14 protein-coding genes are annotated in these 14,953 nt (G+C 69.5%); 11 read left to right on the top strand and 3 right to left on the bottom strand.

Annotation, left to right across the window (positions count from 1 at the left end; genetic code table 11):
- The first annotated feature begins 138 nt into the window (after positions 1-138).
- The 4 genes from glmS to ACOAMO_RS09770 all read left to right on the top strand — a co-directional run bounded on the left by glmS (position 139) and on the right by ACOAMO_RS09770 (position 4,369).
- Complete coding sequence (gene glmS / locus ACOAMO_RS09755; protein ID WP_420174600.1) at positions 139-1,986, top strand: glutamine--fructose-6-phosphate transaminase (isomerizing); 1,848 nt, start codon at positions 139-141, stop codon at positions 1,984-1,986.
- Between the two features lie 135 nt (positions 1,987-2,121).
- Positions 2,122-2,595, top strand: a complete 474-nt coding sequence (locus ACOAMO_RS09760; protein WP_420174601.1) for a hypothetical protein — start codon at positions 2,122-2,124, stop codon at positions 2,593-2,595.
- A 5-nt stretch (positions 2,596-2,600) separates the two neighbouring features.
- Positions 2,601-2,957, top strand: coding sequence for a holo-ACP synthase (locus ACOAMO_RS09765; protein ID WP_420177011.1), 357 nt, complete (start codon positions 2,601-2,603; stop codon positions 2,955-2,957).
- The gene (locus tag ACOAMO_RS09770; RefSeq protein WP_420174602.1) at positions 2,954-4,369 is read left to right on the top strand and encodes a bifunctional ADP-dependent NAD(P)H-hydrate dehydratase/NAD(P)H-hydrate epimerase; all 1,416 of its coding nucleotides are present in this window, start codon (positions 2,954-2,956) and stop codon (positions 4,367-4,369) included. Before ACOAMO_RS09765 ends, ACOAMO_RS09770 begins: the two co-directional genes overlap by 4 nt.
- Positions 4,370-4,420: 51 nt before the next feature.
- Here the strand turns inward: ACOAMO_RS09770 and ACOAMO_RS09775 are convergent, their stop codons facing one another.
- Positions 4,421-5,566, bottom strand: coding sequence for a glycosyltransferase family 4 protein (locus tag ACOAMO_RS09775; protein ID WP_420174603.1), 1,146 nt, complete (start codon positions 5,564-5,566; stop codon positions 4,421-4,423).
- A gap of 1,365 nt (positions 5,567-6,931) precedes the next feature.
- Between ACOAMO_RS09775 and ACOAMO_RS09780 the strand changes: the two genes are divergently transcribed.
- Genes ACOAMO_RS09780 through tsaD form a run of 5 tightly spaced genes read left to right on the top strand, consistent with a single transcriptional unit; the run spans position 6,932 to position 11,691 of the window.
- On the top strand, positions 6,932-8,380 hold the full coding sequence (locus tag ACOAMO_RS09780; RefSeq protein ID WP_420177012.1) for a DEAD/DEAH box helicase: 1,449 nt from the start codon (positions 6,932-6,934) through the stop codon (positions 8,378-8,380).
- Between the two features lie 44 nt (positions 8,381-8,424).
- Positions 8,425-9,357 (top strand): tRNA (adenosine(37)-N6)-threonylcarbamoyltransferase complex ATPase subunit type 1 TsaE, encoded by a 933-nt coding sequence (gene tsaE / locus ACOAMO_RS09785; protein ID WP_420174604.1) that lies wholly within the window; start codon positions 8,425-8,427, stop codon positions 9,355-9,357.
- A complete protein-coding gene (gene tsaB, locus ACOAMO_RS09790; RefSeq protein WP_420174605.1) occupies positions 9,357-10,169 on the top strand; it encodes a tRNA (adenosine(37)-N6)-threonylcarbamoyltransferase complex dimerization subunit type 1 TsaB in 813 nt (270 codons plus the stop codon). The genes tsaE and tsaB overlap by 1 nt, the downstream gene beginning before the upstream one ends.
- Positions 10,166-10,648, top strand: a complete 483-nt coding sequence (locus tag ACOAMO_RS09795) for a GNAT family N-acetyltransferase (RefSeq protein WP_420174606.1) — start codon at positions 10,166-10,168, stop codon at positions 10,646-10,648. Before tsaB ends, ACOAMO_RS09795 begins: the two co-directional genes overlap by 4 nt.
- A complete protein-coding gene (gene tsaD, locus ACOAMO_RS09800; protein ID WP_420174607.1) occupies positions 10,648-11,691 on the top strand; it encodes a tRNA (adenosine(37)-N6)-threonylcarbamoyltransferase complex transferase subunit TsaD in 1,044 nt (347 codons plus the stop codon). The genes ACOAMO_RS09795 and tsaD overlap by 1 nt, the downstream gene beginning before the upstream one ends.
- A 139-nt stretch (positions 11,692-11,830) precedes the next feature.
- Here tsaD and ACOAMO_RS09805 read toward each other — a convergent pair whose 3' ends face one another.
- Positions 11,831-12,547, bottom strand: a complete 717-nt coding sequence (locus ACOAMO_RS09805) for a hypothetical protein (RefSeq protein WP_420174608.1) — start codon at positions 12,545-12,547, stop codon at positions 11,831-11,833.
- A gap of 1 nt (position 12,548) precedes the next feature.
- On the bottom strand, positions 12,549-12,887 hold the full coding sequence (locus ACOAMO_RS09810) for a PadR family transcriptional regulator (RefSeq protein WP_420174609.1): 339 nt from the start codon (positions 12,885-12,887) through the stop codon (positions 12,549-12,551).
- Positions 12,888-13,044: 157 nt separating this feature from the next.
- Between ACOAMO_RS09810 and ACOAMO_RS09815 the strand changes: the two genes are divergently transcribed.
- Both ACOAMO_RS09815 and ACOAMO_RS09820 read left to right on the top strand, forming a co-directional pair.
- Entirely contained in the window at positions 13,045-14,307 is a 1,263-nt protein-coding gene (locus tag ACOAMO_RS09815; RefSeq protein ID WP_420174610.1) for a sensor histidine kinase, read from the top strand.
- Entirely contained in the window at positions 14,304-14,945 is a 642-nt protein-coding gene (locus ACOAMO_RS09820; protein WP_420174611.1) for a response regulator, read from the top strand. Before ACOAMO_RS09815 ends, ACOAMO_RS09820 begins: the two co-directional genes overlap by 4 nt.
- Positions 14,946-14,953 lie beyond the last annotated feature (8 nt).

Raw genomic sequence — 14,953 nt, forward strand, 5'->3', positions numbered from 1 at the left:
GTCGGTTGTTCTTTCCGACGCCTCCTCGCAGGCTAGATTCACATGTGTTGCGGGCGGTGTCCACCATTGCCCGGGGCACGCCGCGCCCGATGACGCCTCAGTTCGCCAATCGCTCATGGTCTTTGTACACTTTTTGCCATGTGTGGAATTGTGGGTTATATCGGGCCGCGTAGCGCCCAGACAGTTGTCGTTGAAGGGCTTCGCAGGCTCGAGTACCGCGGTTACGACTCGGCCGGCATCGCCGTCGAGTCGAATGGCGTCATCTCGGCTCGCAAGAAGTCGGGCAAGATCACCAACCTTGACGCCGAGATCGCGGGCAACCCGCTGCCGGAGAGCAATCACGGCATCGGACACACCCGGTGGGCGACCCATGGTGGCCCCACCGACCAGAATGCGCACCCGCACGTGAGCCAGTCGGGCCGCGTCGCGCTGGTGCACAACGGAATCATCGAGAACTTCGCCGAGCTGCGCAGCGAGCTCGAGGCCAAGGGCGTGCAGTTCAAGAGCGAGACCGACACCGAGGCCGCCGCGCAGCTGCTCGGCCGCCTGGTGGACGAGGGCGCCACGCTGGTCGATGCCATGCACCAGGTGGCCAACCGCCTGCAAGGTGCCTTCACCCTGGTGGCCATCGACGCCCAGGACTCCGAGCGCGTCGTCGCCGCCCGCCGTTCCAGCCCCCTGGTGGTGGGCGTCGGCGAGGGTGAGAACTTCCTCGGCTCCGACGTGGCCGCCTTCCTGGAGTTCACCCGCGACGCCATCGAGCTGGGCGACGACCAGGTGGTGGTCATCACCCGCGACGAGGTCGAGGTCACCAACTTCGACGGCAGCCCCGCCAGCAACATCAAGCCCTACCACGTGGACTGGGACATCACCGCGGCCGAGAAGAACGGCTTCGACTGGTTCATGCGCAAGGAGATCTACGAGCAGCCGCAGGCAGTCGCCGACACCCTGCTGGGCCGCTACGACGCCGACGGCCAGCTCACCCTGGACGAGGTGCGCATCTCGCCCGAGGAACTGCGTCGCATCAACAAGATCGTCATCGTCGCCTGTGGCACCGCCTACCACTCCGGCATGGTCGCCAAGTACGCCATCGAGCATTGGACCCGCATCCCCTGCGAGGTCGACATCGCCAGCGAGTTCCGCTACCGCGACCCGATCATCGACCCCAACACCCTGGTGGTGACCATCAGCCAGTCCGGCGAGACCGCCGACACCCTGATGGCCATCCGCCACGCCCGCGAGCAGCACGCCAAGGTCATCGCGATCTGCAATGTGAACGGCGCCACCATCCCGCGTGAGTCCGACGCCGTGATCTACACCCACGCCGGCCCCGAGCGCGGTGTGGCCTCCACCAAGGGCTACGTCACCCAGCTGGTCGCCTGCTACCTGCTGGGCCTGTACCTGGCCCAGGTGCGCGGCATGAAGTACGGCGAGGAGATCAAGGCAATCACCGACGAGCTGGCCACCATGCCCGCCAAGATCCAGTCGATGCTGGACAACGACCAGCAGATCCTGGACATGTCCAAGCAGTTCATGAATGACCCGTCCTTCTTCTTCCTGGGCCGTCACGTCGGCTACCCCTCGGCGCTGGAGGGCGCGCTGAAGCTGAAGGAGATCGCCTACAAGCATGCCGAGGGCTTCCCCGCCGGCGAGCTGAAGCACGGCTCGATCGCCCTGATCGAGCAGGACATCCCGGTCTTCGTGATGGTGCCCCCGCAGGGCCGCGACCAGCTGCACGACAAGGTGGTCTCCAACATCCAGGAGGTGCGCGCCCGTGGCGCCCGCACCATCGTCCTGGTGGAGGAGGGCGACGACTCGGTGGTGCCCTATGCCGACATCATCATCCGTCACCCGAAGGCCTCCACGCTGCTGCAGCCGATGCTGGCCATCGTCCCGCTGCAGCTGTTCGCCTGCGAGGTTGCCACCCTGCTGGGCCATGACGTGGACCAGCCGCGCAACCTGGCCAAGTCGGTCACCGTCGAGTGACGGCCTGACCCGGACCTTTTCCGATGCCCTCCCCGCGAACCCGCGGGGAGGGCATCGCCGGTTGGGCGGGGTTGGGGAGCGCGCCGCTGGGGCCGAGTGGACGATTCCTCCCGTTGCGGGGATATCGTCGTGGGCGTGACCGATCAGCACATTCCCGGCGGGCCCGGCTGGGTGGTGGACTCCACCACCCTGCGGCCCCGCGTCGTCGACCCGCGGACCTTCGAGGCCGACCGGGCCGACGACGACCTGACGCCCATCCTGCTTCACCTGTGGGGCGAGGATGCGCAGCGCGCTGCCGAGTCCCTCGCGGCGCTGCCCGAGAGCTACCGGCGCCAGGTCCTGTTGGCCGAGGCGTGGTCACGGCTGGGACGCCATCAGGAGTCGGTGCAGCTCCTGGAGACGCTACACGCAAAGACCCGGGAGCCCGGACGCCGCATCCACCTGGCCGACCAGTTGGGACGCGCCCTGTTGGCTGCCGGGCAGCCGGAAGGCGCCCTGGCGCACTTCACCCGGGCGCTGCAGGCCCGCATCGCGTCGGGAGCCTCCGCCGACCAGGTGCAGGTCTTGCGACGTGGCGCGCTGCTGGCCCGCGAGCGAATGGCCGGGTGAGCGGCATGGCGGTGGTTGGCATCGGCACCGACCTGTGCAGCATCGAACGCTGGCAGGCCCTGTGCGAGCGTCGCCCCGGGCTGGTCGAACGCATCCTGAACCCGGCCGAACGGGCCGTGCCCCCGGCCTCCCAAGCCGCCCGCTGGGCCGCCAAGGAGGCGCTGGCCAAGGCGCTGGGCGCCCCGGTCGGCATGAGCTGGCTCGACAGCGAGGTGGTGCGCAGCCCCAGCGGTGCCCCCGTCTTCGAGATGCGCGGCACCGTGCGGGCCAGAGCCGACGAGCTCGGCATCACCCACGTCCATCTCTCCCTGTCCCATGATGGTGGCCTGGCCACCGCCGTAGTCGTCTGCGAGGCACGATGATCCCCGTCCACAACGCACAACAGGTCCGTGACGCCGAAGCCGTCTTCATGGCACGGAATCCCGACGTCGACCTGATGCAGATCGCCGCCGATGGGGTGGCCGAGACCGCCCTGGCGATGCTCGGCGACCGCGGTGAGGCCACCCGCTTCGTGCTGGTCGCCGCCGGAACCGGCAACAACGGCGGTGACGGGTTGTTCGCCGCCGCCCGGCTGGCCCGGGAAGGCTGCCAGGTGGCGATCTGGCTGACCGGAGGAAGCGGACACCCCGACGGCTTGAAGGCCGCCACCGAGGCCGGTTGCCAGGTGGTGGACTGCGTGACCGCGGCGGCCCAGCTGGCCGAGGTCGACCTGCTCATCGACGCCGTGGCCGGGATTGGCGGCAGGCACGGCCTGGAACCCGCCGTGGCCACCTTCGCCGCCGAGGCGCACATGCTCGAGGTGGACGTGCTGTCCGTCGACGTGCCCTCCGGGATCGCCGCCGACAGCTCGGTGCTGCCCGAGGACTGCTTCCGGGCCACCCGCACCATCACCTTCGCCACGCGCAAGCCCTGCCACGTCCTGAAGCCGGCCGCCTCGGCCAGCGGCGTCGTGGAGACCTTCGACATCGGCCTGGAACTGCCCCGGCCAGTGGTGTGGCAGGCGCAGGTGGGCGACGTCGCTCGCCGCTGGCCCCTTCCCGGGCCCACCAGCGACAAGTACTCCCGGGGCGTGGTGGGCATCGACACCGGTTCGGCGCGTTACCCGGGGGCGGCGGTGCTGGGCACCATCGGTGCCCTGCATGCGGGGGCCGGCATGATCCGCTTCGTCGGGCCCGAGGCCGCCGCGAACCTGATCCGCACCACCCTGCCGAGCGTCACCCACGGTGAGGGGGCGGTGCAGGCCTGGCTGGTCGGTTCGGGGTGGGGCCAGACGGAGGCCAATCGCGAGCGGCTCGCCGCGCGGCTCGCGGCCGGCAAGGTGCCCGCCGTCATCGACGCAGACGCCCTGGTGATGCTGCCCGAGACGCTGCCGACCAACTGCCTGCTCACGCCCCACGCCGGAGAACTGTCGCGCATGCTGGGGGTGGAGCGCTCCATCGTCGAGGCCGATCCGGTGCGGCACGGGCGGATGGCCGCCGAGCGGTGGGACTCGGTGGTACTGCTGAAGGGAGCCACCCAGTACGTCGTGACCCCCGACGGGCAGATCACCCTGGCGGTGCCCGGCCCCTACTGGAGCGCCCAGGCCGGTTCGGGTGACGTCCTGGCCGGTATCTGCGCCACCCTGCTCGCCAGCGGGTTGAGCGCTGCCGACGCGGCGCTGCTGGGCGCCTCCGTCCAGGCAATGGCAGCACAGCGTCGACGCGGCCCCTTCCCGCCCGATGTGATCGCGCGAGAGGTCGCCACCATCGTCGGCGAGTTCGACTTCATCGCCTGACCTGGCCCGAGGCCTGCCCGGCCCAGCCGAGCCGGGCAGGGCGAGCGGGGGTCAGAGCAAGGAATTGCTCAACCGGGGGATGGTGACGCCGATGCGGATCGCCTCCCGGTAGTGGTCGACCAGTTCCTCGCAGACATGGCTCCAGGTGCGGAACTCCACCGACTCCCGAGCCGAGCGTCCGAAGGCTTCACGCTTGAAGTCGTCACCCACCAGGTCAAGCACGTAGCCGCGCAGCTGGTCGAGGCGGCCGGGCTCGTACAGCCAGCCGGTGTGGCTGGGGGAGACCAGATCGATCGGGCCACCGCGGCGCGGTGCGATCACGGGCAGGCCGCTGGCCTTGGCCTCCTGCAGGGTCTGGCCGAAGGTCTCGAGCTCGCCGGTGTGCACGAACAGGTCGAAGCTGGCCAGCAGGATGGGCAGCTCCTCGCCGGTCTTGCGGCCCAGGAAGATGGCGTCGGGGAGCTTCTCCTCGAGCTCGGGGCGGCTGGGGCCGTCGCCGATGATCACCAGCTTGATGCCGGGGATGTCTGCGATGGCCACCAGGTCTCCGACCCGCTTCTCGGCCGCGAGGCGGCCCATGTAGCCCACGATCCGCTCACCCTTGGGTGCCCATTCGCGACGCAACTGCTCGTCGCGCTTGCTGGGGTGGAAGCGTACCGAGTCGACCCCGCGACCCCAGATGCCCACCCGCGGGATGCCCTGCTCCAGCAGCTGGTTGCGGGCATAGGTAGAGGGGGCGTAGTTCAGGGTGGCCAGCTCGTGGGCCTGCCGCAACCGGTACCACAGCAGGGGTTCCAGGGCCGGGAACCCGTACTCGGCGGCATAGGTGGCGATCTCGGTCTGGTAGATGCCGACGCTGGGGATGTTCAGCCGGGCCGCGCTCAGTGCGGCCTTGTAGCCGATCGCGAAGGGGGCGGCCAGGTGCACCACGTCGGGACGGAAGTCTGCCAGGCATCGTTCGATCATGAAGCGTGGCGCGGTGTTGACCCGCACGTCGCTGTATCCCGGCAGGCCCACCGAGGCAAGGGTGGTGACCGGGAAGCCTGCGTACTGCTTGGGGACGCGCCCCGCGTCATTGGGCGCCAGCACCATCGCCTCGTGGCCGGTGTCCCGCAGGTGTTCCAGCATGCGCAGGACTGAGTTGGTGACCCCATTGATCTGGGGGAGGAAGGACTCTGTCGCAATGGCTACTCGCACGATTCGATGGTAACCACGACTGGGCAGGCCGACGCACCGGTGGGCCGCCTGCCGGGGTGAAGCTTGCATGACGAATGGGCGGCGCGGCGTCACCGGGCGTTAACGTCGCCGCAGAAGGCTCTGACAAGCAGTTCTCCTGAGGGGGCACTGAGACATGCTGAATTGGGCTGCAGTTCACCAACTGGTAGGCTGACGAGAGTTGTGGGTGATTCGTGCCCGGGAGTCCACACCCGGCGCGGTAGTTGCCCCCAGTGCGAATCAGTTGCAGCTTGGATGAGGCGACTCAATTCGCCCCCAGCGCCTGATGCCCCATGGCTTCGAGTGCCATGTTCCGCCGCCCATCAATCTGCGTGAGAGATAGTGCATGTTGGTGCGCCGCGGTTCCTTTGTGCCGCCCAGGCACGTGATGAACCAGCCGTGACGGCTGCCCCAACGGGCAATGCAATGCCCAGAGAAGTGAGTACCACCATGCCCCGTCCCACTCCGCATGGCCGCAAGGCCGCAAAGACCCCCGGTTTCAAGCCCGCCGGGAAGAAGGGCCCCAAGAACTTCAAGGCCGATGGCACCCCCAAGAATCGCTGGAGCGCCGACAAGCGCGCCGCGATGGGCCATGGCCCCCGCAAGCCGTGGGAGCAGCGCGACGACCGCGGCCCCCGCGGCAACGACCGCGACTCGCGCCCCCGTCGCGACGACTTCCGCTCCGACTCGACCCGCACCGATTCGCCCCGCACCGCCGATGCCCGCGGGCGTCGCTTCGAGCGTTTCGATGCTCGCGAGGTGAATCGTGACGAGCGTCCCCGCGAGGCAGGCTTCGGCGGCCGCGCCCCGCGCCCGGTCGATCGTGGCCAGTTCGACCGCTCCGAGCGTCGCGGTGGCGACCGTTTCGATCGTCGCGATCGCAATGAGCGCTTCGAGCGCGGTGACCGCAATGAGCGCTTTGATCGCAATGAGCGCGGTGGCGATCGCTTCGAGCGTCGCGACGACCGTGGCGAGCGCGGCCCCCGCAAGGAGTACCGTCCCGCCCGTCAGTTCGACGCCGCACCGCGCCCCAAGTGGGAGCCCCGCGTCGACCGCAAGCCGTGGGAACGCCCCGAGCGCCCCGCCCGCGACGAGCGTTCCCGTGGCTACGGCCGCGACGATCGCCTGCCCGCCGACGAGCGGACCTGGCGTGATGAGCGTCCCGCCCCCAAGCGCGACGAGCGGGGCGAGCGCCGATCCTTCGACCGACGCGATGATCGCGGTGGCCGTCCCTCCTTCAAGCGCGATGACCGCGGTGGTCGCCCGTCCTTCAACCGTGAGGACCGCCCCGCGCGTCACTCCTTCGACCGTCGCGAGGACCGTCCCGCCAGCGAGGACCTTGACCAGATGAGCTGGGAGGCCACCGACCTCGGCGAGGTCGACGACTCCGCCGTGGTGGCCACCGAGGGCTTCGCCGCCCTGGGCGTTCCCAGCAAGCTGGTGGCAGCGTTGGACAAGCAGGGGATCACCAGTCCCTTCCCGATCCAGCAGGCCACCATCCCCGACGCGATCGCCGGGCGTGACGTGCTGGGCCGCGGGCAGACCGGTTCGGGCAAGACCCTGGGCTTCGGCCTGCCGATGCTGACCCGTATCGCCGAGGCCGAATCCACCGGTGGCGCCCCGCGCGGCCTGGTGCTGGTTCCCACCCGTGAGCTGGCGCTGCAGTGCGCCGACGTGCTGGCGCCGCTGGCCAAGACCCTGCGTCTTGACCTGACGCTGATCGCCGGCGGCATGGGCTACGGCCCGCAGCTGCGCGCCTTCGATCGTGGCGTCGACGTCGTCGTGGCCACCCCCGGCCGCCTGATCGACCTGCTCGAGCAGGGTGCCGTCGACCTCTCGCAGGTGCTGGTGACCGTGCTCGACGAGGCCGACCACATGGCCGACCTGGGCTTCATGCCCGCCGTCACCACGCTGATGGACACCGTGCCGGCAGACGGTCAGCGCCTGTTGTTCAGCGCCACGCTCGACCATGCCGTCGATCGCATCGTGAAGAAGTACCTGCACGATCCGGTCACCCACGAGGTGGACACCGACCGCGCGTCGGTGAGCACCATGGAGCACGTGCTGCTGCAGGTGCTGCCGCACGACAAGAACGGCATCACCGCCGAGATCGCCAACCGCGAGGGTCGTTCGGTGCTGTTCTGCCGCACCCAGATGGGCACCAACCGCGTCGCCGAGCAGCTGCGTGCTGCCGGTGTGATGGCCGGTGCGCTGCACGGCGGCCTCACCCAGGGCGCCCGTACCCGCATCCTGGCGGCCTTCAAGGAGGGCACCGTGCCCGTCCTGGTGGCCACCGACGTCGCGGCCCGCGGCATCCACGTCGACGACGTGACCCTGGTGCTCGAGATCGACCCGCCGATGAACCACAAGGACTACCTGCACCGTGCCGGGCGCACCGCCCGCGCCGGCCAGAAGGGCGTCGTGGCCTCGATCGTGCTGCCGCACCAGCGCAAGATGATGGCGCGCCTGACCGGCCAGGCCGGCGTCAAGGTGCAGCCCGTCGCGGTGCGCCCCGGCGACGAGGAGCTCGCCAACCTGACCGGAGCTCGTCCGGTGGACGGCATGCCGATCGAGGAGGCCGAGTACGAGCGTCTGATCGCGCCCAAGCGTGGCGGCGGCCGCGGCCCCCGTCAGGGTGGTGGCCGTGGTGGCTTCGGTGGTGGCCGTGGTGGCTACCGCGGCCAGGGCGGTGGCGGACGTCGCTTTGGTGGCGACCGTGACCGTGGCGGACGTGGTGGCTTCGACCGTGACCGTGGTGGCCGCGGCAACAACGAGGGGTGGCGTCGCGATCGCTGAGCAAGATCGAGACCAGCCTGAGCACGCGCGTAGAGTTGGACGACGTGAACAATTCTGACCAGGTTGACCTGCGCATCGCCGAGGTGGCTGACGCCCCGGCGATGCTGCACGTCATCCATGCAGCCTTCGGGGCCCGGCCGGCGGTCGATCCGCCGGCCGCCGCCCTGGACGAGACGGTGGAGAGCATCCAGCGGCGGCTCGCGATGGCCCCAGGCGTCATCGCCGAGGTCGACGGTGAGATCGTCGGCTGCCTGCTGACCAGCATCCACGGGGTGACCGGTGGCCTGCACCGCGTCAGCGTCCTGCCCGGCCGACGCACTCGCGGCGTGGCCGCGCAGATGGTGCGCGGCGCCGGCGAGGTGCTGGCCGAGCTCGGCGCGCACCGCGTCGAACTGTTGTGCCGCAAGGAATTCCCCGAGACCCTCAAGTGGTGGACCGATCACGGGTTCCGGGTGCTTCGGCCCGCCTCGCTGGGGCAGGTCATGGGCATCGAACTGCCTGCCCGGGTGGAGGTGCCCACCGGGGAGGCCATGCGTGAGCTCGGCCATCGCCTCGCCGAGCTGCTGCAGGCCGGCGACGTGGTGGTGGCCTCGGGAGACCTGGGGGCCGGCAAGACGACCCTGACGCAGGGCATCGGCGCCGGCCTCGACGTCGAGGGGCCGGTGATCTCGCCCACCTTCGTGCTCAGCCGCGTCCACGCCTCCCGCAGTGGGGGACCGGCCCTGGTGCACGTCGACGCCTACCGACTGGGGTCGGAGGCCGAACTGTTCGACCTGGACCTCGACCTGACGCTGCCGGAATCGGTGACCCTGGTGGAATGGGGCGCCGGGCTGGCCGAGGGTCTGGCCGACTCGGTGCTGCAGATCGACATCACTCGCAGCTCGGACCCCGATGACGAGACTCGTGTCGTCCACCTGATGGGCTTCGGCCCGCGCTGGTACGAGGTCGACCTGCACCAGCTCGGAAAGGACAACTGATGAGTGTTGACGATGTGACCTCGACAGGTTCGGCCACCGGAGTCGCAACCACGGCCCCCGGAGCCGCAACCACGGCCCCCGGAGCCGCAACCACGATCCCCGAGCTTGTCGAGGGGTGGACCCTCGCGATCGACACCTCCACCGACATCTGCATGGCGCTGGCCCACGACGGCCGGGTGGTGGCCCAGGAACTGATCGCCGATCGCCGGGGTCATGCCGAGAAGCTGATGCCGGCCATCGTCGAGCTGTGCGCCCGAGCGGGGATCGCCCTGCACGAGGTGGACGAGGTGGCCGTCGGGCTCGGCCCGGGGCCCTTCACCGGGCTTCGCGTCGGCATCGTGACGGCGCACACCATCGCTTCGCTGGCCGGCACCACGATGCATGGGGTCTGCAGCCTGGACGTCGTGGCCCACCAGTGGGTTGCGGCCGGGGGTGCCCCCAAGGACGGTTTCGTCATCGCCTCGGATGCGCGCCGCAAGGAGCTCTACTGGGCTCGCTACGATGCCACCGGCGCCCGCGTCGACGGCCCTCACGTCGGGGCTCCGGGCGACCTGCCCCAGGGGCTTCCCGTGGCGGGCCCGGGCCGCAATGCCTACCCCGAGGTCTTCGTCGACGACGGTCCCGAACAGCTGGATGCGGGAGTGCTTGCCACCAGGTGGCGTGAGCTCCCCGACGCCGGTAGCGACGCGATGTACCTGCGCAAGCCCGATGCCGTTGCGCCCACCACGCGCAAGTCGACGCTGCTCTCGAGCAACGGCAAGCGCCTCACCCTGAAGCCACTGACCGGTGGCGACGATCGGGTGGGCGCATGATCTTCGGAGCGGCACGAGAAGCCGACGTGGACGCGATCATGGAGATGGAGACCGGCGCCTTCCACCCGTGGGAGCGCTGGGGGCGCCAGTCCTGGTTGGACGAGCTCAAGGCCGATGACCGCTTCGTCATCACCGCGCGCGACGCCGACGACCGAGTGATGGGTGCCGCCACCTTCCAGTGCGTCAGTGACGATGCCGACCTGCACCGGATCATGGTGGCCCGGGAACATCGCGGCGAAGGTGCTGCCAAGCACATGATGCGCGCGGGCATGGAATGGGCGGCCGCCGTCGGGGCCCGACGCATGCTGCTGGAGGTCCGCGAGGACAACGACGCGGCGATCGCGCTGTACGAGACCTTCGACTTCGAGCCGGTCTCGCGTCGTGAGAACTACTACGGGCAGGGAGTGCACGCCATCCTGATGGCCGCTCCTCTTGCCGCACAGCGCCCCCAGGGGCTGAGTGATGATGGGTTGGACTGATGAGTGAACCGCTGATCCTGGGCATCGAGAGCTCCTGCGACGAGACCGGCGTCGGAATCGTCCGGGGCAATGAGCTGTTGGCCAATGAGGTGGCCAGCTCGGTGGAGCAGCACGTCCGTTTCGGGGGCGTGGTTCCGGAGGTGGCCTCGCGGGCGCACCTGGAAGCCATGGTGCCGGCGCTGGAGCGTGCCCTGGCCACCGCCGACGTCGACCTGTCCGAACTGGACGGCATCGCCGTCACCGCGGGCCCCGGCCTGATGGGCGCCTTGGTGGTTGGGCTGTCGTCGGCCAAGGCGCTGGCCGCCTTGACCAACAAGCCGCTCTACGGCCTGAACCACCTGGCCGGTCACGTCGCCGTCGACCTGCTGGACCACGGCCCGCTGCCGACGCCCGCCGGCGCGCTGCTGGTCTCCGGCGGCCACACCGAGCTGCTGGTGGTCAACGACATCGCCACCGACATCGTGCAGGTGGGCGGGACCATCGACGACGCCGCGGGGGAGGCCTATGACAAGGTGGCCCGCGTGCTGGGGCTGCCCTACCCGGGCGGCCCGGTGATCGACAAGGCCGCCCAGCTGGGCGACCCGAAGGCGATCCGCTTCCCGCGGGGCCTGACCACGAAGAAGGACCTGGAGAAGCACCGCTTCGACTACTCCTTCAGCGGGCTGAAGACGGCCGTCTCACGGTGGGTGGAGGCCAGGGAGCGCGACGGTCTGGACGTCCCGCTGAACGACGTCGCCGCGAGCTTCCAGGAGGCGGTCTGCGACGTGCTGACCGCCAAGGCCGTCGACCTGTGCGAGCACCACGGGTTGAAGCACTTCCTGATCGGTGGTGGCGTGGCCGCGAACTCCCGGCTGCGGACGCTGTTGGAGGAGCGCATGGCGGCCGCCGGCGTCGAGCTGCGTCGCCCCCGTCCGGGCCTGTGCACGGACAACGGTGCGATGATCGCCGTGCTGGGCTCCGAGGTCATCAAGAAGGGTGGCAAGCCGTCGAGCATGGACATCGGCGCCAACTCCGGCCTGCCGATCTCCACGATCCTCGTCTGAGCCCTCGACAGGCTCGGGCAACGATTGGGGTGGCCACAGGGCGGTCCTCGTTTTCCCGGCGGCCGAGCCTGTCGAGGCCTCGCGGCAACCAATTCCGCGGGTGTGTATGCGCATACACACCCGCGGTCTTTCTTTCCCCTCAGCGGTGGGCGAGCCAGCGGAAGAAGAGCAGGGCGCCGGGGCCCCAGAGGGGACTGACGGCCAGCAGCCACCACCAGAAGGCGGGCAATGCGTTCGGGGTCTGCCCGGTGCGGGGGTCGATCATCCGGTCCCGGGTCCAGAGACAGGCACCTACCGTCGCGATCAGGAGCAGTGAGAGACAGACCAGCCAGAGCAGCCATACCGGGGCGTGGAATGCGGTCGTCGTCCACGAGCGCATTGCGAAGGAGAACTGCTGCCAGCCCATGAAGACGACCATGAAGAGCAGGAATCCTTGCCAGAGCTGGGACTGCATACGGCGCTGGGCCACCGCGATGCCCACCATGGCGAGCAGGCCGGTAGGCACCAGTGCCAGCGAGCCCCAGGCGATACCGAGTGCTTCCCGCATTGGCATCAAGGGGAGGAAGCCGGCCATGTACAGGCCGATGCAGCCCAGCGCCAGAGCCCCATAGGTCAGGGTGACGGCGCGAGCACTGCGTCGTTTGGCAGTCAGTTCGGCGGCGTAGGCAACGGGATTCCCGAAGGCTGCGGTCAGTCCGTCGCCCGTTTCCTGCAGATGGGCCTCGATGGTGGCCCACGCCTCACCCATCTGGTGTCCGGAGGCCCCGCGCAGCCGCATCTCCTCCAGGAACACGCTCCGCCACCGCTCGACATCCTCCGTCCGGCTGTTCCAGACGATGCCCTTCTTCATGGCCATGTCACTGTCCTTCCGCGCCGCAGATGAAGCTGTGGGTGAGCCGGCTGAAGCGGTCCCAGCGGGCCGCCTCGTCGGCCAGGTATTGCTCGCCGGTGAGTGTCAGACGGAAGTACTTGCGGCCGGGGCCTCGGGAACCCATCTGCCATTTGGTCTCGACGCGGCCGGCCTCCTCGAGGCGGGCGAGCAGGGGATACAGGGTGCCGCCCTTCACGGTGCCCAGGCCGATCTCCTCCAGGCGCGTCGCGATGGCATAGCCGTAGGTGGGGCCCTCGGACAGGATGCGCAGCACGGAGAGCTCCAGCACTCCGCGCAGCCATTCCGTCGGCCATCCCTCGTCCATGGAATAGACAGTACGCCTATCTAGTCAGGCGCGCTACACAAATTGGCGCGCTACCCAAAATTCTTCGTGACGTGTGGGCCTTCCCCCGAAAGTCGTACCCAGGATTCCTGCCCCCGCGCGACGCGCGTCGAACCCCACAAGGGCAAGGATGTCGAGTGTGAACGACTCTGCTGCCGCCATCTCTCCGGTGCGACGCGTGCCCGGCATCGCGTGGGCCGCGGTGATCGCTGCCTGCTATGGCCTCGTGACGATGGCCGCCAGCGCCTGGAGTTCAGGCTTCCCCGATCCGCTGGGGCCCAGGTCACTGGGGGAAGCTGCCCTGGTCGCGGCCGTGGTCCTGACCGCCTTCCTTGCGCTCATGCGCTGGCCGGTCGCCTGCTTCCTGGTGGTCTGCGTGGCCGTTTTTCAACTTCGCTTCATGAACCTGCCAATGGGATTCGGTGTGGAGACCATGCTGATCCCGGCCGGCTACCATCTGGGCCGCCGAACCAGGACGTGGCCCGCCGTGATCCTGGCGCTTGTCGCCACGGTTGTCGGCGTCGCCGCCTCAGCGGTCCAGTACCGAACCCAGCTGACCGCCACCGGTGTGGACGGGGTGACCCTGCCGCAGGAGATGCACTATTCGGCGTCGATCATCCTCGGCTTCTTCACCGGCCACCTGCACGACGTCCTGCTCCCGGTGCTGGCCGGCATCGTGGTCAAGCGCCAACTGGTCAGGGCCGAGGCCGTCCAGGCTCGCGCCGCCCAGGCCAGGGCAGAGGCGGACGCCGCGCTCGTCGCCGCCCTGCGTGCGGACCGGGAGCGGCTGGCGCGGGAGCTGCATGACCTGGCAGCGCACCACTCGACGGCCGCAGTCATCACAGCCAAGGCCGCGCGCAAGGTGAATGCGCAGGATCCCGCGACGGCCGGCGGCCTGATCGACGACGTCGTCACCGAGACCCAGGCAGCCCAGTCCAGCCTGCACCAGATGGTCCGGGTGCTGCACGACCCGGACGACGGGGTGCCATTGCACCCACAACCGCGTCTGGACGAGATTGCGGCACTGGTCGGGCGCGCCCGACAGATCAACCCGGACATCGTTCTGGAGGCGGATCACCTGACGCAGATCCCGGCCTCGGACTCGACGGCACTGGCCGCAGTGCGGATCGTGCAGGAGTCATTGACCAACACCCATCGCCACGCCCCGGGTGCGCCGGTGACCGTCAGTGTCGGACGGGACGGCGACTGGCTCCTGGTGGAGGTGGTCAACGGACGCTCGTCGCGTCTGGTGGACGATGCGGGCCTGGGCATGGGTCAGGGGATCGCCGGCATGCGCCAGCGCGCAGACCTGCTCGGTGGAAGTCTGGAAGCCGGGCCGCACGGCCGCGGGTGGCGCGTGAGTGCCGAGCTGCCGCTCAATCCCGCCGAGGAGGCGCTGTGATCCGTGTGCTGATTGCCGACGACCAGGCTCTGGTCCGGCGCGGGCTGGCGCTCTTCCTGTCCGGTGAAGAGGGTCTGGAGGTGGTGGGGGAGGCCTCCAGCGGACCCGACGCCGTGCGCCGAGCCAGAGCACTTGCCGCCGACGTGGTCCTGATGGACGTCCGGATGCCGGATGGTGACGGGATCACGGCCACCCGCGAGCTGGCCCAGCAACAGCCCCCGGTGGCGGTGGTCGTGGTCACCACCTTCGACCTCGACGAATACCTCTTCGGGGCGCTGGAGGCAGGCGCCGCCGGATTCCTGCTCAAGGACTGCGAGCCGGCCGAACTCGTCGCCGCGGTGCGGGCCGCCGCGAGCGGGGAGGCCATGGTGCAGCCGCGGTTGACGCGCCGGGTGATCGACGAGTTCGCCCGTCGTCGGCCCGTCTTGGAGCCAAGGACCACCGCCCAGCTCAGCGCACGCGAGCTGGAACTGGTCCGGGCCCTGTGTGAGGGCTTGAGCAATGCCGAGCTGGCAGCGCACCTGCACATCGAGGTGAGCACGGTGAAGACCCACCTGACCAGGATCTGCACCCGGCTCGGGGTCCGGGACCGGGTGCAGCTGGTGGTGTGGGCCTACCGGTGTGGTCTTGCTGGATAGGCTGCCTG

It is taken from the genome of Luteococcus struthionis (assembly GCF_048595755.1).
In the GTDB taxonomy this organism is placed as follows: domain Bacteria; phylum Actinomycetota; class Actinomycetes; order Propionibacteriales; family Propionibacteriaceae; genus Luteococcus.

Excerpts from the sequence above, each read along its gene's own strand:
- glmS (WP_420174600.1), top strand. The coding sequence starts at position 139 with ATGTGTGGAATTGTGGGTTATATCGGGCCGCGTAGCGCCCAGACAGTT.
- ACOAMO_RS09765 (WP_420177011.1), top strand. The coding sequence starts at position 2,601 with ATGGCGGTGGTTGGCATCGGCACCGACCTGTGCAGCATCGAACGCTGG.
- ACOAMO_RS09770 (WP_420174602.1), top strand. The coding sequence starts at position 2,954 with ATGATCCCCGTCCACAACGCACAACAGGTCCGTGACGCCGAAGCCGTC.
- ACOAMO_RS09780 (WP_420177012.1), top strand. The coding sequence starts at position 6,932 with ATGAGCTGGGAGGCCACCGACCTCGGCGAGGTCGACGACTCCGCCGTG.
- tsaB (WP_420174605.1), top strand. The coding sequence starts at position 9,357 with ATGAGTGTTGACGATGTGACCTCGACAGGTTCGGCCACCGGAGTCGCA.
- ACOAMO_RS09795 (WP_420174606.1), top strand. The coding sequence starts at position 10,166 with ATGATCTTCGGAGCGGCACGAGAAGCCGACGTGGACGCGATCATGGAG.
- tsaD (WP_420174607.1), top strand. The coding sequence starts at position 10,648 with ATGAGTGAACCGCTGATCCTGGGCATCGAGAGCTCCTGCGACGAGACC.
- ACOAMO_RS09805 (WP_420174608.1), bottom strand. The coding sequence starts at position 12,547 with ATGGCCATGAAGAAGGGCATCGTCTGGAACAGCCGGACGGAGGATGTC.
- ACOAMO_RS09810 (WP_420174609.1), bottom strand. The coding sequence starts at position 12,887 with ATGGACGAGGGATGGCCGACGGAATGGCTGCGCGGAGTGCTGGAGCTC.